At 54.9% G+C, this 24,639-nt stretch carries 19 protein-coding genes, 2 tRNA genes and 3 pseudogenes; 7 read left to right on the forward strand and 17 right to left on the reverse strand.

What is annotated here, in order from left to right; genetic code table 11:
• Window positions 1-52 precede the first annotated feature (52 nt).
• The gene (gene dinB, locus H3L92_RS04475) at window positions 53-1,114 is read right to left on the reverse strand and encodes a DNA polymerase IV (protein WP_085366779.1); all 1,062 of its coding nucleotides are present in this window, start codon (window positions 1,112-1,114) and stop codon (window positions 53-55) included.
• Window positions 1,115-1,290: 176 nt separating this feature from the next.
• Here dinB and H3L92_RS04480 point away from each other — a divergent pair.
• Window positions 1,291-1,970, forward strand: a pseudogene (locus H3L92_RS04480) (IS1595 family transposase).
• A 177-nt stretch (window positions 1,971-2,147) separates the two neighbouring features.
• On the opposite strand, the gene H3L92_RS04485 reads toward H3L92_RS04480, so the two are convergent.
• The 5 genes from H3L92_RS04485 to H3L92_RS04505 all read right to left on the reverse strand — a co-directional run bounded on the left by H3L92_RS04485 (window position 2,148) and on the right by H3L92_RS04505 (window position 5,901).
• Entirely contained in the window at window positions 2,148-3,113 is a 966-nt protein-coding gene (locus tag H3L92_RS04485; RefSeq protein ID WP_085365678.1) for a tRNA dihydrouridine synthase, read from the reverse strand.
• Window positions 3,114-3,160: 47 nt separating this feature from the next.
• On the reverse strand, window positions 3,161-4,147 hold the full coding sequence (lipA, locus tag H3L92_RS04490) for a lipoyl synthase (protein ID WP_085365677.1): 987 nt from the start codon (window positions 4,145-4,147) through the stop codon (window positions 3,161-3,163).
• Entirely contained in the window at window positions 4,144-4,929 is a 786-nt protein-coding gene (locus H3L92_RS04495) for a metallophosphoesterase family protein (protein ID WP_085365676.1), read from the reverse strand. Before H3L92_RS04495 ends, lipA begins: the two co-directional genes overlap by 4 nt.
• A gap of 74 nt (window positions 4,930-5,003) precedes the next feature.
• Complete coding sequence (gene lipB / locus H3L92_RS04500; protein WP_085365675.1) at window positions 5,004-5,627, reverse strand: lipoyl(octanoyl) transferase LipB; 624 nt, start codon at window positions 5,625-5,627, stop codon at window positions 5,004-5,006.
• A gap of 1 nt (window position 5,628) precedes the next feature.
• Window positions 5,629-5,901, reverse strand: coding sequence for a YbeD family protein (locus tag H3L92_RS04505; protein ID WP_085365674.1), 273 nt, complete (start codon window positions 5,899-5,901; stop codon window positions 5,629-5,631).
• 404 nt (window positions 5,902-6,305) lie between these two features.
• On the opposite strand from H3L92_RS04505, the gene lon reads away from it, so the two are divergent.
• Together lon and H3L92_RS04515 are read left to right on the forward strand one after the other, a co-directional pair.
• Window positions 6,306-8,753 (forward strand): endopeptidase La, encoded by a 2,448-nt coding sequence (lon, locus tag H3L92_RS04510; protein ID WP_085365673.1) that lies wholly within the window; start codon window positions 6,306-6,308, stop codon window positions 8,751-8,753.
• A gap of 188 nt (window positions 8,754-8,941) precedes the next feature.
• Window positions 8,942-9,211, forward strand: a complete 270-nt coding sequence (locus H3L92_RS04515; protein WP_085365672.1) for an HU family DNA-binding protein — start codon at window positions 8,942-8,944, stop codon at window positions 9,209-9,211.
• Window positions 9,212-9,327: 116 nt separating this feature from the next.
• On the opposite strand, the pseudogene H3L92_RS04520 reads toward H3L92_RS04515, so the two are convergent.
• The 5 genes and pseudogenes from H3L92_RS04520 to aroA form a co-directional block, all read right to left on the reverse strand.
• A pseudogene (locus tag H3L92_RS04520) lies at window positions 9,328-9,747 on the reverse strand (integrase core domain-containing protein); the annotation flags it as partial.
• Window positions 9,686-9,963 (reverse strand): annotated as a pseudogene (locus H3L92_RS13010) (IS1595 family transposase); the annotation flags it as partial. The pseudogenes H3L92_RS13010 and H3L92_RS04520, both read right to left, overlap by 62 nt.
• 85 nt (window positions 9,964-10,048) lie before the next feature.
• Entirely contained in the window at window positions 10,049-12,328 is a 2,280-nt protein-coding gene (locus H3L92_RS04525; RefSeq protein WP_085365671.1) for a Tex family protein, read from the reverse strand.
• A gap of 119 nt (window positions 12,329-12,447) precedes the next feature.
• Window positions 12,448-13,215: an endonuclease/exonuclease/phosphatase family protein gene (locus tag H3L92_RS04530; protein WP_085365670.1), complete on the reverse strand. Its 768-nt coding sequence runs from the start codon at window positions 13,213-13,215 to the stop codon at window positions 12,448-12,450.
• A gap of 147 nt (window positions 13,216-13,362) precedes the next feature.
• Window positions 13,363-14,655: a 3-phosphoshikimate 1-carboxyvinyltransferase gene (gene aroA / locus H3L92_RS04535; protein ID WP_085365669.1), complete on the reverse strand. Its 1,293-nt coding sequence runs from the start codon at window positions 14,653-14,655 to the stop codon at window positions 13,363-13,365.
• 400 nt (window positions 14,656-15,055) lie between these two features.
• On the opposite strand from aroA, the gene dalD reads away from it, so the two are divergent.
• The 3 genes from dalD to H3L92_RS04550 all read left to right on the forward strand — a co-directional run bounded on the left by dalD (window position 15,056) and on the right by H3L92_RS04550 (window position 19,595).
• A complete protein-coding gene (dalD, locus tag H3L92_RS04540) occupies window positions 15,056-16,423 on the forward strand; it encodes a D-arabinitol 4-dehydrogenase (protein ID WP_085365668.1) in 1,368 nt (455 codons plus the stop codon).
• A gap of 288 nt (window positions 16,424-16,711) precedes the next feature.
• Window positions 16,712-18,181 carry a xylulokinase gene (xylB, locus tag H3L92_RS04545; RefSeq protein WP_085365667.1) on the forward strand — a complete coding sequence of 490 codons (1,470 nt, stop codon included), beginning with the start codon at window positions 16,712-16,714 and terminating at the stop codon, window positions 18,179-18,181.
• A gap of 127 nt (window positions 18,182-18,308) precedes the next feature.
• Window positions 18,309-19,595 (forward strand): MFS transporter, encoded by a 1,287-nt coding sequence (locus tag H3L92_RS04550; protein ID WP_085365666.1) that lies wholly within the window; start codon window positions 18,309-18,311, stop codon window positions 19,593-19,595.
• A 247-nt stretch (window positions 19,596-19,842) separates the two neighbouring features.
• On the opposite strand, the gene H3L92_RS04555 is transcribed toward H3L92_RS04550, so the two are convergent.
• From H3L92_RS04555 to H3L92_RS04580, 6 genes are all read right to left on the reverse strand, one after another.
• Window positions 19,843-19,919: transfer RNA gene (locus tag H3L92_RS04555), tRNA-Asp, on the reverse strand.
• Between the two features lie 12 nt (window positions 19,920-19,931).
• Window positions 19,932-20,007, reverse strand: a tRNA-Val gene (locus tag H3L92_RS04560).
• Between the two features lie 195 nt (window positions 20,008-20,202).
• Window positions 20,203-20,949: a 3-oxoacyl-ACP reductase FabG gene (fabG, locus tag H3L92_RS04565; protein WP_085365665.1), complete on the reverse strand. Its 747-nt coding sequence runs from the start codon at window positions 20,947-20,949 to the stop codon at window positions 20,203-20,205.
• 205 nt (window positions 20,950-21,154) lie between these two features.
• Entirely contained in the window at window positions 21,155-22,372 is a 1,218-nt protein-coding gene (gene pncB, locus H3L92_RS04570) for a nicotinate phosphoribosyltransferase (protein ID WP_085365664.1), read from the reverse strand.
• A gap of 232 nt (window positions 22,373-22,604) precedes the next feature.
• Window positions 22,605-23,342, reverse strand: coding sequence for a bifunctional demethylmenaquinone methyltransferase/2-methoxy-6-polyprenyl-1,4-benzoquinol methylase UbiE (gene ubiE / locus H3L92_RS04575; protein WP_085365663.1), 738 nt, complete (start codon window positions 23,340-23,342; stop codon window positions 22,605-22,607).
• Window positions 23,343-23,356: 14 nt separating this feature from the next.
• A complete protein-coding gene (locus tag H3L92_RS04580; protein ID WP_085365662.1) occupies window positions 23,357-23,779 on the reverse strand; it encodes a gamma-butyrobetaine hydroxylase family protein in 423 nt (140 codons plus the stop codon).
• A 140-nt stretch (window positions 23,780-23,919) separates the two neighbouring features.
• Here H3L92_RS04580 and H3L92_RS04585 point away from each other — a divergent pair, with 140 nt between their 5' ends.
• A complete protein-coding gene (locus tag H3L92_RS04585; protein ID WP_085365661.1) occupies window positions 23,920-24,477 on the forward strand; it encodes a hypothetical protein in 558 nt (185 codons plus the stop codon).
• Window positions 24,478-24,639 lie beyond the last annotated feature (162 nt).

The raw sequence follows: 24,639 nt of genomic DNA on the forward strand, positions 1-24,639 counted from the left end.
TCTGCGCTGCGGCAGGTCGGCCAAAGGCCGTCTGAAAAGGTTCAATCGTGCCTTAATCGTTCCAAAGCTGCCGTTGCTGCCCCTCGGGCGTCAAATGGCCGACACCGATACCGATCAGGCGGAACGCATCATCGGCTTGGGGCGGCACCCGCGCCAGCAAGGTGTGTGCCGCCTGCAACAGCGCGGCAGGGTCGGGCAGGGCGGAAGAATAAGTCAGCGAACGGGTAATGATGCGGAAATCCGCCGTTTTCAGTTTGAGCGTTACGCTGCGGGCCGCCACTTTTTTGCGAACAATCTGCCGCCACAAATCTTCGGCCAAATGCGGCAAATGCCCGGCCGCTTCAATCAGCGGCAAATCTTCGGGCAGCGTGATTTCGGTGGAAATCTGCAAACGCTCGCGGCCGGGCTTGACTTCGCGGTTGTCGTTTCCGCGCGCCAAATCGTATAAACGGTAGCCGTAGCGGCCGAAATGGTGCAGCAGTTCGCCGCGCTCGAAGCGGCGCAAATCACCGGCGGTGCGCATACCCAGCCCGTGCATTTTATGCAGCGTTACCTTGCCCACGCCCGGAATTTTTTCCAACGGCAGCGTTTCCAAAAACGCCGCCACCTTCTGCGGCGGCAGCACAAACTGGCCGTCGGGTTTGCGCCAGTCGGAAGCGATTTTGGCCAGAAATTTGTTCGGCGCCACACCCGCAGAAGCCGTCAACCCCGTTTCCCGCCTGATTTCGGCACGGATCATGCGCGCCACTTCGCCGGCATAAGGGATATTTTGGAAATTCCGGGTAACGTCAAGATAGGCTTCGTCGAGCGACAACGGCTCGATTAAATCGGTATGGCGCGCAAAAATCGCATGAATCTGCTGCGAAATGCGGCGGTATAAATCGAAATGCGGCGGAATATACACCGCCTGCGGGCAAAGCCGCTTGGCCGTCGCCACCGCCATCGCCGAACGCAGGCCGAACTGCCGCGCCTCATAAGAAGCTGCGCAAATCACCGAGCGCGGCCCCTCCCACGCCACCACTACAGGCTTGCCGCGCAGGTGCGGCTGTTCGCGCAACTCTACCGAAGCATAGAACGCGTCCATATCGATATGGATGATTTTGCGGGTTTCCATGAGTCAATAAATGTAGCTATAGTCAATCAAGCAAGTACACGCATCATACTCAGACTTGACTTGAGTATCCTAAAATTTGCTGAAACCCAAAATATTCGATCCAAACCTGAATATGACGAAATATAAATAAGGGGCTTAGGAAGAAAAATCAGCAAAAATGATGATAAGCTTCTGATATGTCTATTAAAAACAAGTACCAAAAGTTCAGTAAAATTACCGAATCAAAATTCCGCCAAATCCTGCGCTTTTCGCACTTGATTTGACCGCTTCCGATACCGCCAGACTCACCGGCATCAGTACCCGAAGTGTCAATAATCTGTTTCTCAAACTGCGTTGCCGTATGGCCGCTGAATGTGAACGGCAAACTCCTTTTGCCGGGGTGGTCGAACTGGACGAATCCTACTTCGGCGCCAAACGCATCCGAGGTAAACGCGGGCGGGGAGCGGGAGGCAAAACCATTGTTTTCGGCATTTTAAAACGGGATGACAAAGTCTATACCGAAATCGTGCCGGATACCTCGAAAGCTACACTGTAACAGGTTATTCGAGGGCGGATTGCTGTTGAAAGTGTCATCAATACCGACGGCTGGCGCGGCTATCACGGCTTGGTTGATATGGGCTATGAAAAGCACCTCAGGGTACATCATGGTGCAGACGAGTTCGCCCGGGGTGCACAACACATTAACGGCATCGAGTCGTTTTGGGGTTATGCCAAAAACCGCTTGGTTAAATTTAACGGTGTATCGAAACAGACTTTTTATTTACACTTAAAGAAAACCGAATTTCGCTTCAATCACAGACATGATGATCTGTATAAAGTCTTGCTTAAAATACTGCGAAATCGACCCTTGGGCTAATTTTGCTTCCTAAGCCACCTTAAATATTAGTGAGGGTATCGCTGCGTTATGCGCAGAGATTGGCTTCATTTGCTGCGGCAATAGAAATCCAGATTATTGCGATGTGGTTAAAAATATTGTTACTACACTATCTAGAGCAGTTTTTCGATATGTTGAATTCTCATCTTAATAGTAATTTCAACCTTTCTGCTCCCACTCGAATGCTTCCAAAACCTGTTTCACGTCGGCGGCTTCTTTCAGCGTGCGGATGCGTGCGAACAAATCCTCCGCCTGCGGATAGGCGCGCTTCATCATGCCCAGCCATTGCTTCAGGCGGGCGGCGGGGTATTTGTTGTTGGCTTCTTTGGCGGTGCATAAATCGAAAAACAGATTAATCCAGCCGGCGATTTCGGCAAAATCCGCTTCCCGCACGCTGCCGCTTTGCTCGTATTGCTTAATCTGCCGCGCCAAATCGGGGCGCATCACCGCTCCGCGGCCGAGCATCACGCTGTTGCAGCCGCTCACGGTTTTGATGTCGAGATAGTCTTGCAGGGTAAACACGTCGCCGTTGGCGGTAACGGACACGTTAACGGCATCGCGGATTTTTCTCACCCATTCCCAATGTGCGGGCGGCTCATAACCTTCCACTTTGGTGCGGGCGTGTACGGTCAGGCCGCAGGCGCCGCCTTCGGCAATGGCTGTGGCGCATTCGAGGGCGAGGGTTTTGTCTTCAAACCCCAAGCGCATTTTGGCGGTGAGGGGAATGTGTGCGGGCAGGCTGCCGCGCAGGGTGCGCACGATGCGGTGAATCAGCTCCGGCTCTTTCAGCAATACCGCGCCGCCTTTGTGCTTGTTGACAGTGGGGGCGGGGCAGCCGAAATTGAGGTCGATTTTACCGGCGCCGAAACGCACCGCTTCCAGCGCGTTGGCCGCCATATTGGCCGCATCGCTGCCCAAAAGCTGCACCGTGCAGGGCACGCCAGCGGGGGTGAGGTTGCGGTTGGCGATTTCGGGGGCGTATTTCAGCCAGGTGGGGCGGGAATGCACGGTGTGCGTGATGCGCACGAACTCGCTCACGCATTCGTCGAAGCCGCCGATGCGGGTTAGCAGGTCGCGCATCACATCGTCAACCAAGCCCTGCATGGGCGCGAGAATAAGCTGCATATCGGAAGAAGCCGTCTGAAAAAAGCGTATGTTTTAAACGGCTTGATTTAAAGATTAACGTTTAAAACGTCTTCCTGCAAAGCCTGCGAAGCCTGCTCGTCGGCGTGGTAAGAGCTTCTGACCATTGCGCCGATGGCGGCGTTGGTAAAGCCCATTTCGTAGGCTTCCTGTTCGAAGGCTTTGAACTGCTCGGGCGTAACGTAGCGCAACACGGGCAGGTGGCCGTCTGAAGGTTGCAGGTATTGGCCGACGGTAATCATTTCGATGTTGTGCGCGCGCATATCGCGCATGATTTCGCGCACTTCTTCGTCGGTTTCGCCCAAGCCGACCATGATGCCTGATTTGGTGGGAATGTCGGGCTGCATTTCTTTATAGCGGCGCAAGAGTTCGAGCGAGTGTCGGTAATCGGAACCGGGGCGCGCCTGTTTGTAGAGACGCGGGTGGGTTTCGAGGTTGTGGTTCATTACGTCGGGCGGGGTTCGGGAAAGAATGTCCAAGGCGATGTCGAGGCGGCCGCGGAAGTCGGGCACAAGGATTTCGATTTTGGTTTGCGGGCTTTTTTCGCGGATGGCGCTGATGCAGTCGGCGAAATGCCGGGCGCCGCCGTCGCGCAAGTCGTCGCGGTCAACCGAAGTGATGACCACATAGCGCAGTTTCATGGCGGCCACGCTTTCGGCCAGGTTTTTCGGTTCGTCGGGGTCGAGCGGGTTGGGGCGGCCGTGACCCACATCGCAGAAGGGGCAGCGGCGGGTGCAGATGTCGCCCATAATCATGAAGGTGGCGGTGCCTTTGCTGAAGCATTCGCCGATATTGGGGCAGCTGGCTTCTTCACACACGGTGTGCATTTTTTGATCGCGCAGAATGTTTTTGATTTCAAAAAATTTCTTGCCGGTGGGCAGTTTGGCGCGTATCCATTCGGGCTTTTTGAGCTTTTCTTCCAGCGGCACCACTTTGATGGGGATGCGCGCGGTTTTGGCGGCGCCTTTGTGCTTGACGCCTTGGGCGTTGTTTGATTTGACGGTTTCGTTGTTCATGGCTGATATTCCGGGTTAACGGTTAGGGTGCCGGCCGGCAGGGTGTGCGCCGGCGGTGTACGGCCGTATTGTAAAGCATAAGCCCAATCGGTGCGGTGTTCTTTTTGCGCTTTGGCAACTGCCGCGCCGTGGGGGTAGGGTATGGTGAAATGTTCGGTTATCCAAGTGTTTTGCCGCTTTTCAATCACGGCGTAGCGCGCGTGGGGCGAGCCGTTTTCCACCACATGGGGCGGTTGGTCGTCCTCATAGGCTTGCAGGCCGACGCTGCCGGGGTTAATCAGCAACATATCGTCGATATGGAGGCTGCGCGGTATGTGGGTGTGGCCGCAAGCGATAACGGCGGCACGGGTATCGCCCAAGCGTTGGCGGATTTCTTTTTCGGCAGACAAAACCGTCCGGCCGTTAACGATGGATTCCATCAAATAAACCTTATCGCCGTGCGGGCTGCCGTGGCAGAGCAGGATATCTTCGGCTAACGGCATAATGGCGGGCAGGGCGGCCAGCCACGCCCATTCCGGCTGCCCCAGTTGCAGGGAGGCGAAACGGTCGGACAGGCTTTGTTTGGCGGCAGACTGGGTGAGCAGCTGGCGTTCGTGGTTGCCTGCAACCGTCGGCCAGTTTTCGGCCATGAGAAATTGTGCCGTTTCCTTCGGCCACAACGGGCCGGAAAGGCAGTCGCCCAAATTGGCCACGGCATCGCAGCCGCGCCGGCGGATGTCGGCGGCAACGGCTTCCAAGGCCGGCAGGTTGCCGTGTATGTCGGAAATCAGGGCTAAACGCATGGCGGGTTCAACAATATTCGGAGCAGCGGCGGGAAGAGGCCGGATATGCCTGTTACTGTTATAGGCGATGGTTTTCAGACGGCCTCTGCCGGCGGCGGTTCCAATTTTTGCTGCAAATGGGCGGTCAGTTTTTCGGCCACCTCGGCAAGCGGCGGGCAGGGGGTGAGAAAGTCGGCCATCTGCACCATTTCCATGCCTGCGTAGCCGCAGGGGTTGATTTGCAAAAAGGGCGATAAATCCATATCAACGTTTAATGCCAGGCCATGATACACCGAGCCGTTTTTAATACGTAACCCCAAAGAGGCGATTTTGCGCCCGTTTACATAAACGCCGGGGCGTTGCGGGTCGGCGGAGGCGGCGATGCCGTATTCGGCCAGCGTGGCGATAATGCTGTTTTCAAGGGCGCTCACGATATTGCGCACACTGGTTTTGCGGCGTTTGAAGTCGATTAGCGTGTAAACCACCAGCTGGCCAGGGCCGTGGTAAGTGATTTGGCCGCCGCGGTCGATCTGCACCACGGGTATGCTGCTGTGCAGCAGCAGGTGTTCGGGTTTGCCCGCCAAGCCTTGCGTAAATACGGGCGGGTGTTCGACCACCCACAGTTCGTCTTCGGTGTGGTCGGTGCGTTCGGCGTTAAAGGTTTTCATGGCCTCGAACACGGGTTGGTAGTCAGCCAGGCCGAAGTGCACGGTCTTCATGTTACAGCACCATTTTCACCAGCTCGTGGCCGGTGAGTTCGCGGTAGATATTGTTGAGCTGTTCTTGGTTCTGCACATTGGCTGCTTCCACGGTGGCGCCCAGATAATTGCCTTTGCTGCTCGGGCGCACGCTGATGTGGTGCGCCTGGGTTTCAGGCGCGTGCTTTTGCACGCAGGCAAGCACCAACGAAGCGAATTCGGGGTGCTGAACCCCCATCACTTTAATGGTGAAGTTGCAGGGAAATTCGATTAAAGAAGTGTTTTGTTCGGACATGGTGTTTCCTTAAAAAGGCTAATCAGGCCGTCTGAAAAAATTTTTCGCTTTTCAGACGGCCTGATACGTTTCCAGGGTCTGCTGACAGTTAACACATCGTCGGTTTTTGGTCAGAAATCCACGTCTGCTGCGTCGAAAATACTCGCAAGGTGTCTAACCTTGCTGCGTTTTTCTCCTTGCATACGCGGTTTTTGCCTCAAAAACCGCTTCGATGGTTAATGATCAGCAGACCCTGGCAATATTTTAACGCAACCACTGTTTGCAATCCATTATACTGCCGTCTGAAAAGGTGTTTTGAAGATATAAGCGTTTGCTGTTTTTTCAAGGCTTGAAATAGCGGGCCGCCAACCCCATGTGGGCGGCAATCCGACAAATAGCAGTAACAACTTGAATAGAGAAAAGATATGGCAACAGACAAACATTTTGAGGAATACGCCGCACTGGCAACCCTGCCGCTGCGCGACGTGGTGGTTTACCCGCACATGGTGCTGCCCCTGTTTGTGGGGCGCGAAAAATCCATTGCCGCACTCGATTTGGCCATGGCCAACGACGAGCCGGTATTTCTGTTGGCCCAGCGCGACCCCAACGAAGAAGAGCCGCGCGCCGAAGATTTGCACGAAATGGGCACGGTGGCCCAAGTTTTGCAAGTGTTGAAACTGCCCGACGGCACCGTGAAAGTGCTGGTGGAAGGCATACGCCGCGGCCGCGCCCTGCGCGTGGAAGACAACGGCGAACTGTTTGTTTCGCATGTGGAATTCGCCGACGACACCGACACCGACAACCCCGATATGGAAGCCCTGCGCCGCACCCTGCTGTCGCAGTTCGACCAGTTCGCCAAGCTGAACAAAAAAATCCCCGCCGAAGTTATCGGCACCATTCACGGCATTTCCGACAACAGCCGCCTGGTCGACACTGTTGCCGCCCACCTGCAACTCAAACTCGAGCAGCGCCAAGATGTTTTGGGCATGGTCAGCATCGCCGAACGCATGGAATACCTGCTCGGCCAGCTTGAAGCCGAACTCGACATCATGCAGGTGGAAAAACGCATCCGCGGCCGCGTGAAACGCCAAATGGAAAAATCACAGCGCGAGTATTACCTCAACGAGCAGGTAAAAGCGATTCAGAAAGAATTGGGCGAGGAAGACGAACGCGGCGAACTCGAAGCGTTGGAAAAGCAGATTAAAGAAGCCGGCATGAGCAAAGAGGCCGAAGAAAAATGCCTTTCCGAGCTGAAAAAACTGAAAATGATGCCGCCGATGTCGGCAGAATCGACTGTGGTGCGCAACTACATCGACACCCTGCTGGAATTGCCGTGGAAGAAAAAATCGCGCGTGAGCAAAGATTTGGCCAAGGCCGATTTGGTGCTCAATGCCGACCACTACGGCTTGGAAAAAGTCAAAGAGCGCATTTTGGAATATTTGGCCGTGCAAAAACGCATGGACAAAATCAAAGGCCCGATTCTGTGTTTGGTCGGCCCGCCGGGCGTGGGTAAAACCTCGCTGGGCGAATCCATCGCCAAAGCCACCGGCCGCCAATATGTGCGCATGGCCTTGGGCGGCGTGCGCGACGAAAGCGAAATCCGCGGCCACCGCCGCACCTATATCGGCTCGATGCCCGGTAAAATCCTGCAAAACATGGCCAAAGCCGGCGTAAAAAACCCGCTGTTCCTGCTCGACGAAATCGACAAACTCGGCAGCGACTTCCGCGGCGATCCCGCCAGCGCCCTGCTCGAAGTGCTCGACCCCGAACAAAACAACAAGTTCGCCGACCACTACGCAGAAGTGGATTACGATTTGAGCGACGTGATGTTTATCGCCACGTCCAACAGCCTCAACATTCCGCCGGCTCTGCTCGACCGCATGGAAATCATCCGCTTGTCCGGCTACACCGAAGACGAAAAAATCAACATCGCCATGCAGTATCTGGTGCCCAAGCAGATGAAGCGCAACGGTGTGAAAGAGGGCGAGCTGGAAATCGCCGAAAGTGCGGTGCGCGATATTATCCGCTACTACACCCGCGAAGCCGGCGTGCGCTCGCTTGACCGCGAAATCGCCAAAATCTGCCGCAAAGTGGTGATGCAGATTACGTTGGCCGCCGATAAGAAAACCACTGCCGCCAAAGGCCGTCTGAAAACCAAAACCGTGAAGGTAACCGAGAAAAACCTCCACGATTACTTGGGCGTGCGCCGCTTCGACTACGGCGTGGCCGAAGACGAAAACCGTATCGGCCAAGTTACCGGCCTGGCGTGGACGGAAGTGGGCGGCGAACTGCTCACTATCGAAGCCGTTGCCTTGCCCGGCAAAGGCAACATCATCCGCACCGGCCAACTGGGCGACGTGATGAAAGAATCGGTTTCCGCCGCTTGGAGCGTGGTACGCTCGCGCGCCGAAACCGTCGGGCTGGCACCGGATTTCTACGAGAAAAAAGACATCCATGTGCACGTTCCCGAAGGCGCCACGCCCAAAGACGGCCCCAGCGCAGGCATCGCCATGACGCTGGCGATGGTATCGGCATTCACGCAGATTCCCGTGCGCGCCGATGTGGCGATGACCGGCGAGATTACCCTGCGCGGCGAAGTGCTGCCCATCGGCGGTTTGAAAGAAAAACTGCTGGCGGCGCTGCGCGGCGGCATCAAGCATGTGCTGATTCCGAAAGACAACGTGAAAGACTTGGAAGAAATTCCCGACAATGTGAAAGAGGGTCTGACCATCCACCCCGTAAAATGGATAGACGAAGTTTTGGCCTTGGGTTTGGAACGCCAGCCCGAACCGTGGAAAAACGAAGGAACTACCGCCGAGGCCGCATTGTCGAACCCTGAAAGCAAGTCAAGCGTAAAAGCAACCAAACATTGAATTTGTAGGAATGTGTTGTAAAAGATGCGGTTGTTGTAAAGAAAGCCTGCAAAAGCGCAATCTTCCGCATCTTTTCGCTTGACACGGCGATTTTAGGCTTGTTATAAAGTCGCCAGATGTACAAAACTGTACCCAAACGCCCGATTATCGGGGCTTTCATTATTTCAAACGATAGAAAGGGACTTATTGTGAACAAGTCTGAACTGATTGAAGCCATCGCCCAAGAGGCAGATATTTCCAAAGCAGCCGCCGCCAAAGCTTTGGACGGTATGACCAATGCCGTAACCCGCGCGCTGAAAAAAGGCGATACCGTAACTTTAGTAGGTTTCGGTACTTTCTACGTTGGCGAGCGCGCCGAGCGTCAAGGCCGCAACCCGAAAACCGGCGAGCCGCTGACCATTGCCGCTGCCAAAACCCCGAAATTCCGCGCAGGCAAAGCCCTGAAAGACGCGCTGTAAGATTCGGCGGATATAAAACAAAAGCAGGCATATGCCTGCTTTTTTATTTGGAGAGGCTAAACGAAAGCAAAATCTGGCGTAAGAGACAAAATGGGGGCTAAAAATCCTTGAAAACCTTATCCTGAAAAGATTTCAGTGTAGGAAATGGTCGGGTTGTTTACACAACAGGTTGGGAATGAAGCCTGTAAAACCTCAAAAGGGATGTCGCCTTTCAGGCTCTTGTGGGGCTTGACGGTGTTATAAAAGTTAACAAAACGACATAACTCTTTTTGCCGGTGTGCCGAATCCTTAAACGGATGCTTGTCATGCCACATTTCCATTAAGGTACGGATAACCCGCTCGGCTTTACCATTGGTTTGCGGCCGGGTAACACGGGTGAATTTTTGGCTTATGTTGTTTTGCACACAGGCAATGCCAAACGGGTGCTCCGCATTGCCATGATATTCCACACCGTTGTCGGAATATCGTGGCAATAAAGACAGCAACTTTACCCGCAGCTCCGTGACCGCGTTTGCCTTTACGTTGTCCGCCAAAATAACTTTCATCCAGCTCAACGGAACCATCAAAAACTTCGTCTGACTGAAGCTCCAGATGGTAGGCGATAACTTGGCGGATTTTTCGGTAAAACAGCATGGCTGAGTTGGCCTGAATACCGAGTATATTGGCTGCTGTACGTGCTGTAACTTCCAATACAAAAAATTGGAGCAATTTTCGCTGTGTAGATTTACTGTGTTGCAATGGGTTATCTTCATTTTCTGAGCGTAACCTAACTACTAATCTACGTCAGCTTCAATAAAAACACCGTTATCCACTGTTTCAGGTAGCCTTTTTAATATCTTACCGTTTCAACTTCGCAAACGCATCCGCCATCGCCGAATTGGCGGGGGCTTTTTCCTGCCGTTGCGGTTTGGCGCTGCGGCTATCGCCTCTGCGGTTGTTTTCAGACGGCCTGTCGCTGCGTTTGGCTTGCGTGCCGGGTTCGTCGTCCAAACGCATGGTTAAGGCGATGCGTTTGCGTGCGGCATCGACTTCCAGCACTTTCACTTTCACCACGTCGCCGGCTTTGACCACTTCGCGCGGGTCTTGTACGAATTTGTTCGACAGGGCGGAGATGTGCACCAAGCCGTCTTGGTGTACGCCGATATCCACAAACGCGCCGAAGTTGGCAACGTTGCTCACCACGCCTTCCAAAATCATGCCGGTTTGCAAATCGCTGATTTCGTTGATGCCTTCGGCAAAGGTGGCTGTCTGAAACTCGCCGCGCGGGTCGCGGCCGGGTTTTTCGAGTTCGGCGAGGATGTCTAGGATGGTGGGCAGGCCGAATTGTTCGGTGGTGTAGGCGGCGGGTTTGATTTGTTTGATTTTTTCGCGGTTGCCGATTAAATCGGCGGCTTTGATGTGCAAGTCGTCGAGCATTTTGGCGACGACGGGGTAGGCTTCGGGATGGACGGCGGAAGCGTCGAGCGGCTCTTTGCCGCCGTTGATGCGCAAAAAGCCTGCGGCCTGCTCGTAAGTTTTTTCGCCCAAGCGCGGCACTTTTAAGAGTTTTTTGCGGCTGTCGAATGCGCCGTTTTCATCGCGGTAGGCGACGATGTTGTGCGCCAGCGTTTGGTTGAGGCCGGAAATTCGTGCCAACAGCGGCGCGGAGGCGGTGTTCACATCCACCCCCACGGCGTTCACGCAGTCTTCCACCACGGCATCGAGCGATTTGGCCAGTTGCGATTGGTTGACGTCGTGCTGGTATTGGCCGACGCCGATGGATTTCGGGTCGATTTTCACCAATTCGGCCAGCGGATCTTGCAGGCGGCGGGCGATGGAGACGGCGCCGCGCAGGGAAACGTCGAGATCGGGGAATTCTTTGGCGGCCAGTTCGCTGGCGGAATAAATCGACGCGCCGGCCTCGCTGACAACGATTTTGTGCAGCTTCATTTCCGGCATGGCTTTCACCAATTCGCCGGCTATTTTGTCGGTTTCGCGGCTGGCGGTGCCGTTGCCGATGGCAATCAGCTTCACGCCGTGCTGTTTGATGAGTTTGGCCAGGGTGGCGAGCATATTGTTTTCTTGATGCAGATACACAATCACGGTGTCCAACAGTTTGCCGGTGTCGCTGACCACGGCGCATTTCACGCCGTTGCGGTAGCCGGGGTCTAGCCCCAAGGTGGTGAGGCGGCCGGCGGGGGCGGCCAGCAGCAGGTCTTTGAGATTGCGGGCGAACACGGTAATCGCATCGGTGTCGGCGTTTTCTTTCAGACGGCCTAAGGCTTCCAGCTCGAGCGAGAGAAAGATTTTGGCACGCCAAGTGAGGCGCACGGTGTCGCGCAGCCATTTGTTTTTATTGTTGATATGAAAATGTCGGGTGATGATTTTTTCGTAGTCGCTCTGTTCGGTAATCGGGGTTTCGTCGGGCTGGTATTTTAAGGCCGTCTGAAGAATGCCTTCGTTGCGGCCGCGCAATACGGCCAGCGCGCGGTGGCTGGGCATGCTGCGCACGGCTTCGCGGTGGTCGAAATAGTCGGCGAACTTTTCGCCTTCGGTTTCTTTGCCTTCAATCACTTGGGCGTGGATTTCGGCTTCGTTCCACAGTTTTTCGCGCAAAGTGCCGATCAGTTCGGCGTCTTCGGCGAATTGTTCCATCAAAATGGCGCGCGCGCCGTCGAGCGCGGCTTTGCTGTCGGGCACTTGTTCGTTGAGATAGCCTTGCGCGGCGGCTTCGGGGTCTTGGTTTTGGTCGGCCAATAATGAATCGGCCAAGGGTTGCAGGCCGTTTTCGCGGGCGATTTGCGCTTTGGTGCGACGCTTGGGTTTGTAGGGCAGATAGAGGTCTTCGAGCGCGGTTTTGTTGTCGGCCGCTTCGATGGCCGCCTGCAATTCGGGCGTGAGCTTGCCTTGCTCTTCGATGCTTTTTAATACGGTTTGTTTGCGCTCTTCGAGTTCGCGCAGGTAGGTGAGTCGCTCTGCGAGGGTGCGCAGCTGGCTGTCGTCCAAGCCGCCGGTGGCTTCTTTGCGGTAGCGGGCGATAAAGGGCACGGTGGCGCCGTCGTCCAACAGCTCTACGGCGGCGGTGATTTGGGCGGCGGTGGCGGAGAGTTCTTGAGCGATGGCTTGGATGATGTTCATGGCGGTTTTTCAGGAATGCAAAAAAAGGGGAAAGGATAGCGGTTTTGAGGGTGGTTGGCAAAGGGAAAGGCCGTCTGAAAAAAGTATTTCAGACGGCCTCGGTTTGATGCGGGCTTAGGCTACGGCTGTTTGATGCGCGGCAGCACTTTCACGCTTAAGGGCAGGTGGTCGGACAGGCGCTGCCATTGTTTGCTGCGGTGGATTTGTGCTTCCACCACTTCGAGGTTGCGGGTGTAGATGCGGTCGAGGCTTAAAATCGGCAGGCGCGATGGGAAGGTTTTGGGGCGTTTGCCGTTTTCGTCGACAAACACTTCCTGCAAATTCAGGGCGTTGCCGAGCGAGACGGCGGATTTGTAGCGCCAGTCGTTGAAGTCGCCGGCGATAATCAGCGGGCTTTCGGGGTCGACCTGGCGGGTAACGTAGTCGAAAATCGCTTGGTATTGCTTTAAGCGGTCGGGTTCGCGCAGGTTGAGGTGGGCGCACAGGCAAACCAGCGGCACGCTCCAGTTTTCGGGCAGGATTTCGCAGTGCAAAACGCCGCGCTGCTCGAGTTTGTTGACGCTGATGTTGAGGTTGTGGCGGGTGTCGATGGGCATATGGCTGAGAATCGCGTTGCCGTGGTGCCGCTCGGGAAAGATGGCGTTTTTGCCGTAACTGCTGTTAAACGAAAGGTGCTCGCTGATGATGTCGTAGTGCGGCAGGTGGGGGAAATCGGGCAGTTTGGCGCGGCGGCTTTGGTGTTCGCCTTGCACTTCCTGCAAAAACAGAATGTCGGAATTGAGGCTTTGCAGGGCTTCGGCCATGCTGCCGACCTGAACCTTGCGGTTAAGCGCCGACATGCCTTTGTGCATATTGTAAGAAGTAATGGTTACGGGGGCGGGGGTCATAATGTGTGTTCCGTTTTTTTGTTGTTTTGTCTGATTATTTGATTATATATCAGCAGGCCGTCTGAAAAACCCGATTTTACATAATGCAGGCGGGCCAAAGGCCGTCTGAAACGGTTTTCAGACGGCCTTTGCTTTTTGCTGAACGGTTTATTTTCTTAGCGAAGCGAACACATCGAAATAGGTGGGGAAAGTTTTGTGCGTGCATTTCGGGTCGTTGATAACAACCGGCACGCCCAGCAGCGACACCAGTGAAAAACACATCGCCATGCGGTGGTCGTCGTAGGTGTCGATTTCGGCATTCGGCGTGAGCGCGGCGGGCGGGGTGATGCGGATGGCTTCCGGCTCTTCAACCACGGTGGCGCCCACTTTGCGCAGCTCGGCCGCCATTGCGGCGATGCGGTCGGTTTCTTTTACGCGCCACGAGCCGATGTTGCGCAGCGAGCAGGGCGCGCCCGTGGCAAGGGCGACCACGGCCAGCGTCATGGCGGCATCGGGGATATGGTTGGCGTCTAAATCGAACGGCAGCACGGCTTGGCCGGCGGGGCGGGAAACCTCGATAAAGTTGTCGCCCCAAACCACGGCGGCGCCGATTTTTTCAAGCTCGTGCGCGAAGGCCACGTCGCCCTGAATGCTGTTTCTGCCGATGCCGGTAACGCGCACGGGTTGGCCGGAAAGCAGCCCGGCGGCGAGAAAGTAAGACGCACTCGAAGCGTCGCCTTCCACATAAACGTTTTCCGGCGCATGGTAGCGCGCGCCGGCGGGAATGTTAAACACGCGGTAGCCGCGGTTTTCCACGTTTACGCCGAACTGCGCCATCAGTTTGAGGGTGATGTCGATATAGGGTTTGGAAATCAGCTCGCCCACCATTTCTATGGTAAACGCCTCGCCGGTGAGCGGCAGCGCCATCAAGAGCGCGGTGAGAAACTGGCTCGACACGTTGCCTTTAATCGGAATCGTGCGCACGCCGTTGTCGGCGCGCCGGTTGATTTGCAGCGGCGGGTAGTTTTCGTTGCCCAGATAGCGCACGTCGGCACCGGCAATGCGCAGGGCATCGACCAGATCGCCGATGGGGCGCTCGTGCATACGCGGCACGCCGTGCAGGTGGTAGTCGCCGCCGAGCACGGCCAAAACGGCGGTAAGCGGGCGGAAGGCGGTGCCGGCGTTGCCCAAAAACAAATCGGCGCTTTGGTTGGGAAAACGCCCGCCGCAGCCGTGCACTTTCAGACGGCCGTCTGAAAGAAATTCGAGCTTCACGCCGAGCGCTTGCAGTGCTTCGAGCATACGGTCGGTGTCGTCGGATTTGAGCAGCGAGTGGATTTCGCAGGTGTTGTCGGAGAGGGCGGCCAAAAGCAGCGTGCGGTTGCTGATGCTTTTCGAGCCGGGCAGGGCAACGGTGGAGGGTTTCAGGGCGGCGGCGGGCAGGCGGATGGATTCGGTCATCGGGCGTTCTTTTTCGGGGAAAACGGGAAAGCCGTATTATGCCAAGAATCGCGGCCGTTGGAAAACCTGAGGCCTTTGCACCATCTGCGGCGCATTTCTGCGTTAGGCCTTTATGCCCTTTAAGGCACTACCCGCCCGCTTGCCTAACTCCATGTTATGTCTGCGCCCGCTGCGCTGCTATGCTTTGAACTGCATCCGCATCTGAGGTTTTTGCAAAGGTCTCAAACCGCCTAAGCGGCGTTTCAGACGGCCGCAAACATGGGTGCCCGCTTTATTTTGCAGAATGCTTGTTTTTTGTTTTCAAATCGTGCAACAATGGTTACGCATTTGTAACATATTGATGTAAATAACATTTTATTTGTTTAGAATATTTATACGATTTATACAAGGAGTACGCGGCATGAGCAAAAACACTTGGCTTCACATCGGCTTGGGCAGTTTCCACCGCGCCCATCAGGCATGGTATCTCAACGAATTAATCAAGCAGGGCGACGACAGTTGGACGATTGCGGCCGGCAATATCCGCAACGACAGCGAACACACCATCGAAGCGCTCACCGCGCAAAACGGCGAATATGTGCTCGAAACCGTCAGCCCGCGCGGCGAGCGCGAATATGAGGTGATTAAGTCGATCCGCAAGCTGATTCCGTGGCAGGCCGATTTGGCGCCGCTGATCGAAGAGGGCGCTCAGGAAGCCGTTAAAGTGATTGCCTTCACCGTAACCGAGGCGGGCTATTATCTCGACAGCAATTTCAAACTGGTGCAAACCGATCCTGCGCTGAAAGCCGATTTGGCAGGCGGCAACCAAACCATTTACGGCATCATCGCCAAAATCCTCAAAAAAAGAATGCAGCTTGAAAACGGCGCCGTTACCTTGCTCTGCTGCGACAACGTGCGCCACAACGGCGAGCGCTTCCACGACGGTTTGGTCGAATTTCTCGGTTTAACCGGCCAAAACGACATCATCGAATGGATGAAAAACAACGTAACCACCCCCAACACCATGGTCGACCGCATCGTGCCGCGCCCGGCCGAAGATTTGCCCGCGCGCATTCAGGCGCAAACGGGCATAGCCGACCAAGCGCCGGTGATGGGCGAAACCTTTATCCAATGGGTGATTGAAGACAATTTCAAAGACAACGTGCGCCCCGCGCTAGAAAAAGTGGGCGTGGAGTTGGTTGAATCGGTGATTCCCTACGAAGAAGCCAAAATCCGCGTGCTCAACGTGCCGCACGCCGCCATCGCCTGGATGGGCACGCTGCTGGGCGAACTCTATATCCACGACAGCACCAATCTCGAAACCGCGCGCAAAATCGCCCACGACTACGTTACCGAAGACGTTATCACCAGCCTCGGCAACGATTTGATCGACTTGGGTAAATACCGCGATGTGGTGTTGGACCGTTTCACCAACCCCCATATCAAAGATACCAACCAGCGCGTGGCCGCCGACGGTTTTTCCAAAATTCCCGCCCAAATCCAGCCCACGCTGATCGAGCGTTTCAAACAGGGCGCACGCCCCGCGGCTACCGCCAAACTGCCGGCGCTGTTTTTCGTGTTTATGGAGCGCTGGCACGAAGGCAAACTGCCCTTTGCTTATCAAGACGGTATTCTCGACGAAGCCGCCGTACACGCGATGTATGAGTCGGCCGACCCCGTGAAAACCTTTGCCGCCGACCAAGCCCTGTTCGGCGAATTGGCAGGCAAGCCCGAGTTTGAAGCCCTGCTGCGCGAACAGGTGGAAGAAGTGCGCAAACTGATCGCTTAACGGCACAGGCCGTCTGAAAAAACTTTACCGGTTAAGCGGTAAAAAACCATTTTCAGACGGCCTGTTTTATGCCTGAAGGCCGAAACTTTTTCAGACTAATAAGGCATTCTGAAATGCCTGATTGCGTCATACTCGGGCTTGACCCGAATATCGCGATTTGCTGGATGTGATTGAAAAATAACAAAGATGCCCGGGTCAAGCCCGAGCATGACGCAGGTGTTTTTAAGGCATTTGAGTAACTCGAAAAGGTTTAAGGCCTGTCTGAAAAAAACAAACAAAGGAGCAAATATGTATCTCGGTATCGACTACGGCACGTCCGAAATCAAAGCCCTGCTCACCGACGAAGCGGGCAATATCGTGCAAACCCACGGCGTATCCTTAAGCATTCAACGCCCGCAGCCGCATTGGTCGGAGCAGGGCGCCGATGAATGGTGGCGGGCCACACACGATTTGATGGCGGCCATGCGCGAAAAAAGCGGCGCTGCCTGGGGGCAGATAAAAGCCGTCGGCTTATCGGGGCAGATGCACGGCGCGGTGCTGCTCGATGAAAACAACCAAGCGCTGCGCCCCGTGATTTTGTGGAACGACACCCGCAGCGAAGCCGAATGCGCCGAGCTGGAAGCCGCCGTGCCCGGCCTGCACGCGATTACCGGCAATCTGGCCATGCCCGGGTTTACCGCGCCCAAACTTTTGTGGGTGGCGAAGCACGAGCCGGAAATCTTCGCCCGAACCGCAACCGTGCTGCTGCCGAAAGACTATATCCGCCTGCGCATGACGGGCAGGAAAATATCGGAAATGTCCGACGCGGCAGGCACGCTGTGGCTCGACACCGCCAAACGCGATTGGTCAGACGAAGTATTGGCCGCCTGCAAACTCAGCCGCAACCATATGCCCGAGCTTATCGAAGGCAGCCATAACAGCGGCACGCTGCTGCCCGAAGTGGCGGCGCAATGGGGCTTGCCCGCAAACGTTATCGTGGCGGGCGGCGGGGGCGACAATGCCGCCAGCGCCGTCGGCGTGGGCGCGGTGAACGCGGGCGATGCGTTTGTTTCTTTGGGCACGTCCGGCGTGGTGTTTGTGGTGAACGACAGTTACCGCCCCGCACCCGAAAACGCCGTGCACTGCTTCTGCCATGCCTTGCCCGAACGTTGGCACCAAATGAGCGTAATGCTCAGCGCCGCCGCCTGCCTGGGCTGGTATTGCCGGCTTATCGGCGTACCGGAAGCGCAACTGATGGAAGAAATCGCCGCCTTGAGCGCAGAAGAAAAAGCCTCCGCGCCGGTTTTTCTGCCTTATCTTTCGGGCGAGCGCACGCCGCACAACGATGCCGGTGCCAGTGGCAGTTTCCACGGCATACGCCATAGCGCAAACCGCGCGGTTATGGGTTATGCCGTGGTGGAAGGCGTGGCTTTCGGCATCGCCGACGGCGTGCGCGTGCTGCGGGAAAGCGGCACCCGGATTCAAACAGCCTCGCTGCTCGGCGGCGGCGCACGCAGCCCGTTTTGGGCGCAGCTTCTGGCCGATATTCTGAAAATAAACATCATCACCCACAAAGGCGGCGCCACCGGCGGCGCCCTCGGTGCGGCGCGGCTGGCCGCTTTGGCGTGCGGCAAAAGCGAAGCCGAAGTGTGCTTGAAGCCCGAAACCGACCGTGTCTATACGCCCGATGCAGCGCAGGCGGATTATCTCGCTGCGCGCTACCGGCAGTTCGGAGCCTTATACCGAAACGAGTTGTCGTTCAGACCGCATGGCGCTTGAACAATGCCTGTCTGAAAATACGTTTAATCTTGAAGAAACACATTACAACAATAACGTCAACAAAGCCTGTCTGAAACATTCAGACAGGTATTAACTACCTACACCCATTCAGAGAAAAGAGGTTTTTATGAACAATTTGGAAAACGAAACCAAGCAATGGCTGGGGCTGCCCCTAAACCTGCTGTGGGGCTATGTGGCCATCGCGCTGTTTATGACGGGCGACGGCTTCGAGCTGGCGTTTTTGTCGAAATACATCACCGATTTGGGCTTCACCGAGGCGCAATCGTCTTCGGCTTTCGCCGTTTACGGTTTTGCCGCCGCACTGGCCGCGTGGATTTCCGGCGTGTTCGCCGAGATTGTCACCCCGCGCAAAGCCATGCTGGCGGGTTTTGTGATGTGGTGCGTGTTTCATGTGCTGTTTTTGGTGTTCGGCTTGGGCGGTAAAAACTACTTTTTCATCATGCTGTTTTACGGTATTCGCGGTTTTGCCTACCCGCTGTTTCTGTATTCGTTTATCGTGATGATCGTTCAAAACGTGAAAAGCACGCAAATCAGCCCCTCGATGGGTTGGTTTTGGACCACTTATTCGGTGGGTATCGGCGTGTTCGGCAGCTTTATCCCCAGCCTCACCATTCCCGCGATGGGCGAAATGGGTACGCTGTGGCTGGCGCTGGCGTTTTGCTTTGCCGGCGGCTTGGTGGCGTTGGTGATGCTGCGTAACGTCAACTCTTATTCGCCCATGCACGGTTTGTCGCGCCAACAGAAGTTTTCCGAACTCAGCCGCGCCATCACCCTGCTGGTTACCAACCGCAATATTCTGTTTTCAAGCTGGGTGCGGATTATCAACACGCTCTCGCTGTTCGGCTTCGCCGTGATTATGCCGATGATGTTCACCAAAGAGCTGGGCTTCACCACTTCGCAATGGCTGCAAATCTGGACGGTGTTTTTCGCCACCACGCTGGTTTCCAATGTGTTTTGGGGGATTGTGGGCGAAAAATTGGGGTGGATTAAAGTGGTGCGCTGGTTCGGCTGCATCGGCATGGCACTCTCGACGCTGAGTTTTTACTATATCCCGCAGTATTACAACACCATCGCCGAAGCGGGCGTAAACGGTGCCGGCACCGCCGAATTTATGGTGGCTTGGATTCCCGCCATCCTGCTGGGCTGGTTTGTGGCCGCATTCGTGCCGATGACCGCCATTTTCACCACCCTGGAACCCAAGCACCAAGGCGCGGCGATTTCGGTGTATAACCTGTCGGCCGGTTTGTCGAACTTTCTCGCACCCGCAATCGCCACCGTTTTGCTGCCGTATTTCAGCTTTATCGGAGTGGTTTACGCCTATACCGCGCTGTATCTGTTTGCCTTTGCGGTAACTTATTTCATCAAAGTGAAGCAGCCCGGGTTCGATACGTAAATAGGGCAGGGCGCAGAGCAGAAAGCCTGATACGGAAGCACACACCGCAGTTTTTCAAACGGCATGAGACTTTTGCAAAAATATCTTAAGGCCGTCTGAACATGCTTAAATCCCGTCCTTCCCGCGTAATCGGGAATGGCGGGATTCAGGTTTTATTAGGAAATGTTTTTTTGCCTGAGCGAATTTTGCAAAGATTCCATACAAAGAAAAAGCACCGATTAAATCGGTGCTTTTTTCTGAATAGGTTTGGCGGAGTGGACGGGGCTCGAACCCGCGACCCCCGGCGTGACAGGCCGGTATTCTAACCAACTGAACTACCACTCCGCGCAAGAAACTTGGTGGGTGATGACGGAGTCGAACCGCCGACATTCTGCTTGTAAGGCAGACGCTCTACCAACTGAGCTAATCACCCGTGTCGCGTTGCGAAGACGTGATTAAACCAAAATTCAGTACGCAGCGCAAGCGTTTTAGTGCCGTTTTTTTGTGTTTTCAGGCAAATTGTTAAAATTAAAAGAAATTACTTTTAACAATTTTATTTTGCTTTTTGCAAACTTGCCGCCGCGCCAAACGTGCGGGGCAGGGCGGCGGCAAACCGCCATGCGTGGGGTTAGGGCATCAGCATGCCGCCGTTTACATGCAGGGTTTGGCCGGTAATGTATTTGGCCTGGTCACTGGCTAAAAACAGCACGGCATCGGCAATATCTTGCGCGTCGCCGAATTTGCCCAACGAGGTTTGCGCTTCAAACATTTTGCGGGTTTCTTCGGGCAGGGCGCGGGTCATGTCGGTGTCGATAAAACCGGGGGCAATACAGTTGACGGTAATTCCGCGGCTGCCGACTTCGCGTGCCATAGATTTGGAAAAACCGATCAGGCCTGCTTTGGCAGCGGCATAGTTGGCCTGTCCGGCGTTGCCCATGGCGCCTACGACGGAAGTGATGTTGATCACGCGGCCGCTGCGCTGTTTCATCATGCCGCGCAGCACGGCTTTGCTGGCTCGGAACACGGATTTGAGGTTAACCTGCATGATGTCGTCCCACTCTTCTTCTTTCATACGCATCAACAGGTTGTCGCGGGTGATGCCGGCGTTGTTGACGAGAATGTCGAGTTTGCCGAATTCTTTTTCGATGCCGGCAATCAGGTTTTCGATGCTTTCGGGTTCGGCGGCATTAAGTGCGCGGCCTTGCCCACCCCATTGTGCGAGGCGTTCGCTGATGACTTGGGCGCCGCTTTCGCTGGTAGCGGTGCCGATAACGGTGGCGCCGGCTGCGGCCAACGTGTCGGCAATCGCAGCGCCGATACCGCGGGATGCGCCGGTAACGAGGGCGGTTTTGCCACTTAAATCTTGTGAACTCATGTGGTTTCCTTTGTGGTCGGTTTGAGATTTCAGACGGCCTTATATCATAAATAGATTGGTTTATCTATTTGAGACCGCCTGCCGGTGAACTTATTTTCATTTACGTAACTGCCAGCGGGTTTCTGGCTTGGTGCCGAAAATAAGTTTGCCGGCTGTATAGACGCAAAAACCGCCTGAAATCTTTCAGACGGCCGGTTTGCCGTTTTCATTGTTCGGGCGCGGGCACTTGGAATACTTGGCGCAAATAAGCAAGGAAGGTGTCGTTGTCGGTCATGGTTTTGCCGGGGCTGTCGGAAAGTTTGGCCACCGACTGGCCGTTACACTCGACCAGTTTCAATACGATGTTGAGCGTGGTATGCCCCAAATCGTTGGTAAGGTTGGTGCCGATGCCGAAACTGGTTTTGAAGCGGTTTTTGAAGTATTGGTGCAGCGCCCATGATTTCTCGATATCGAGGCCGTCTGAAAAAGTGAGCATTTTGGTGCGGCTGTCGATTTTGAGTTTTTTGTAGTGCGCGTAGGCTTTGTCGCCCCAAACGTAGGGGTCGCCGCTGTCGTGGCGCAGGCCGTCGAAGAGTTTGGCAAAATAGAGATCGAAATCGCGTAAAAAGGCATCCATGCCCACCACATCGGTAAGGGCGATACCGAGGTCGCCGCGGTATTCGCGCACCCAGCTCTCAAGGGCGGCTTTCTGAAAATCACGCAATCGCACATCAAGCGCTTGAAAGGCTTGTAAAAATTCGTGCGCCATGGTGCCGATAGGGGTGATGCCGAGTTTTTTTGCCAAATAGACGTTGCTGGTGCCGCGCATCACTTCGGGCACAGCGGCGTAAAGGGTTTTGATAACGTGTTCCTGCCAGGCGAGCGTGTAGCGGCGGCGGGTACCGAAGTCGGAAATCAAAAACGGCGGATCGGCAGGATTCTGCGAAGCGGCCAGCTCTTGAAGCAGGGCGGCTTTAGCTTGCAGGCGGCGTTCGCCTTCGGCCAAAACTTCGGGGGTTTCGAGGCGTCGGAAATAGAGTTCGTTAACGATGGCGAGAATATAAATCTCGAAAAACATTGCCTGTATCATCGGCCCTTCGACGCGGATATTCAAACGGCCTTCATCGTCGGTGCCTACCTGCACGAAGCGGCGTTTGAGCTGGAACAGTTCGAGATAATCGACGAAATCGCTTTTGATAAAGCGCAGGCTGCGCAGATAGTCTAACTCGCACTGGCTGAATTGCAGCCGGCACAACGAATCGAGCTCCTGCTCTAACTCGGCTTGGATTTCGGCCAGCGGGTAAACGGTTTGGTCGTTGTTGCGGCAGCGGAATTCATACACGCCGTGGGCTTGCGGAAATTGGTGCAAAATCACCTGCAACATGGTGAATTTGTATAAATCGGTGTCGAGCAGCGATTGGATGATGGGTGTGTGTTGGGCCATGAGAACGGTTCCCGTTTGGTTGGCAGGTTGCCATTAAATCATGTTTTTAGGGTTTTGTGGGGATTCATGCTTTCTACACAAACACCAAATAATTTCTCATAATCGTAATTATGTTAAATTTTATAGATAGTACGGTTGTAGCAATAAATAACAAGGCCGTCTGAATACCCTGCTTCGGGCTTTCAGACGGCCTTAATTGCAAACAAACCGCTCATTTGGGATTTCAAAAAAATCAGTATTTCACACCTTTGTGCAAGGCCACGACGCCTGTGGTCATGTTGTGGTAATCCACGGTGTCGAAACCTGCGTCGAGCATCATTTGTTTGAGGGTTTCTTGGTCGGGGTGCATTCTGATGGATTCGGCCAAATATTGGTAGCTGTCGGCATCTTTGGCAATCATTTTGCCCATCAGCGGCAGCAGTTTGAACGAATATAAGTCGTAGGCCGGTTCCAAAGGTTTGAATACTTTTGAAAATTCCAAAACCAACAAGGTGCCGCCGGGCTTTAATACACGGTACATTTCTTTTAGGGCCGCGTCTTTATGGGTCATGTTACGCAAGCCGAAGGCTACGGATACCAGGTTGAAATAATTGTCGGGAAACGGCAGTTTTTCGGCGTCGGCAAGCGATACGGGCAGAATCAGGCCTTCGTTGAGCAGGCGGTCGCGGCCTACCGAGAGCATGGAGGAATTGATGTCGGTAAGCCATACTTCGCCCTCTTTCCCCACCCTCTTCGCCCAGCCGCGCGATAAGTCGCCCGTGCCACCGGCGATGTCGAGCACTTTGTCGCCTTTGTTGAGGCGGGCGGTGTTGATGGTGAAGTGTTTCCAAACGCGGTGCAGGCCGCCGGACATGACATCGTTCATAATGTCGTAGTTTTTGGCTACCGAATGGAACACTTCGGCTACTTTTCCGGCTTTTTCGCTTTCGTTTACGGTTTGGTAGCCGAAGTGGGTTTTGTTGTCGCTCATTATAGATTCCTGTTTTAGTGTTTGCCGCAACCGCCGCTGCCGCAGCCGTGTTGCGGTGCGGGCGCTGCTCCATCGGCGGTGGTGGGTATGCGCGATGCGCCGGCCACTTCGATAAGGCGCAGATAGTCGGCCCACATTGTATCGTATTCGTGCGCTAATTTATATAAATAATCCCAGTCGTAAAGCCCGCTGTCGTGGCCGTCTGAAAAGGTGATTTTCAGGGCATATTGCCCGACCGGCTCCAAACCGGCAATGGTTACGTAGGCTTTGCCTGTTTGCAGCGTTTCCTGGCCGGGGCCGTGGCCGCGCACTTCGGCGCTGGGCGAATAAACGCGTAGAAATTCGGCAGGCAGACTTTTGGCGTTGCCCCGATAAACCAGGGTGAGCGCGGCGCGGCTGTTTTGCAGGCGGATTTCTTCGGGGGCTTCGTGTTTCATATGCTGGATTCGGTGTGGAAAAACGCTATTTTAACAGTAAAATAAAACCTTTCAGACGGCCTTGAATAAGTACCGCCCTGCCCTATATTAACATTCTGCAACCCCTGCATTATCCTGTTTTCTTTTTAAATGGAAGAATAATGAAACGAATCATTGCCTTATCTGTAATTTCCGCGCTGGTGCTGGCCGCCTGCAAAGACAATACGCAAGCCCAATTGGAGCAGCAGCAAAAACAAATCGAGGCGCTGCAACAGCAGCTTGCCCAGCAAAACGCGCAACAAGACAACACGGTTTACGAGCTGACGGCCAGCGCGGTAAAAGACACCATTCCCGCCGAATATCAGGCCAACGGCAACAACGGCGAGCCGGTAACGGGCACCGACGGCCAGCAGTATATTTACGACCAATCAACCGGAAGCTGGCTGCTGCAAAGTTTGGTAGGCGCGGCTGCGGGCGCATTTATCGGCAACGCATTGGCCAACAAGTTCCAAAAAGCCCGTGCCGACACGCCTGCGGTGCGGCGTGCGCAAGCCAATTATTACCAGTCGGCCCAAGCGCAGCAACGCACCAGCCAGCAGTTGAACACCAAGTCGGTACCCGCGCAAAACAAAGCCGCGCAGCCTAATTACCGCCAAACCACCAAAGCACCGTCTAATCACCGCCAGCCCGTGCGCCGCGGCGGTTTCCGCAGGCGTTGAGCAACAGGCCGTCTGAAAAAGTTTCAGACGGCCTTGCCTATATTTATTCGGCTGCGTTCCAATCCGGATACTTTATATTTATGGATTCTATTGATTAACCAAATCATTTTCAGACGGCACACACTTGCCCCGCACCGGTTTCATAGTACAATTCCAGCCGTT

It is taken from the genome of Neisseria dentiae (assembly GCF_014055005.1).
Taxonomy (GTDB): Bacteria; Pseudomonadota; Gammaproteobacteria; order Burkholderiales; family Neisseriaceae; genus Neisseria; species Neisseria dentiae.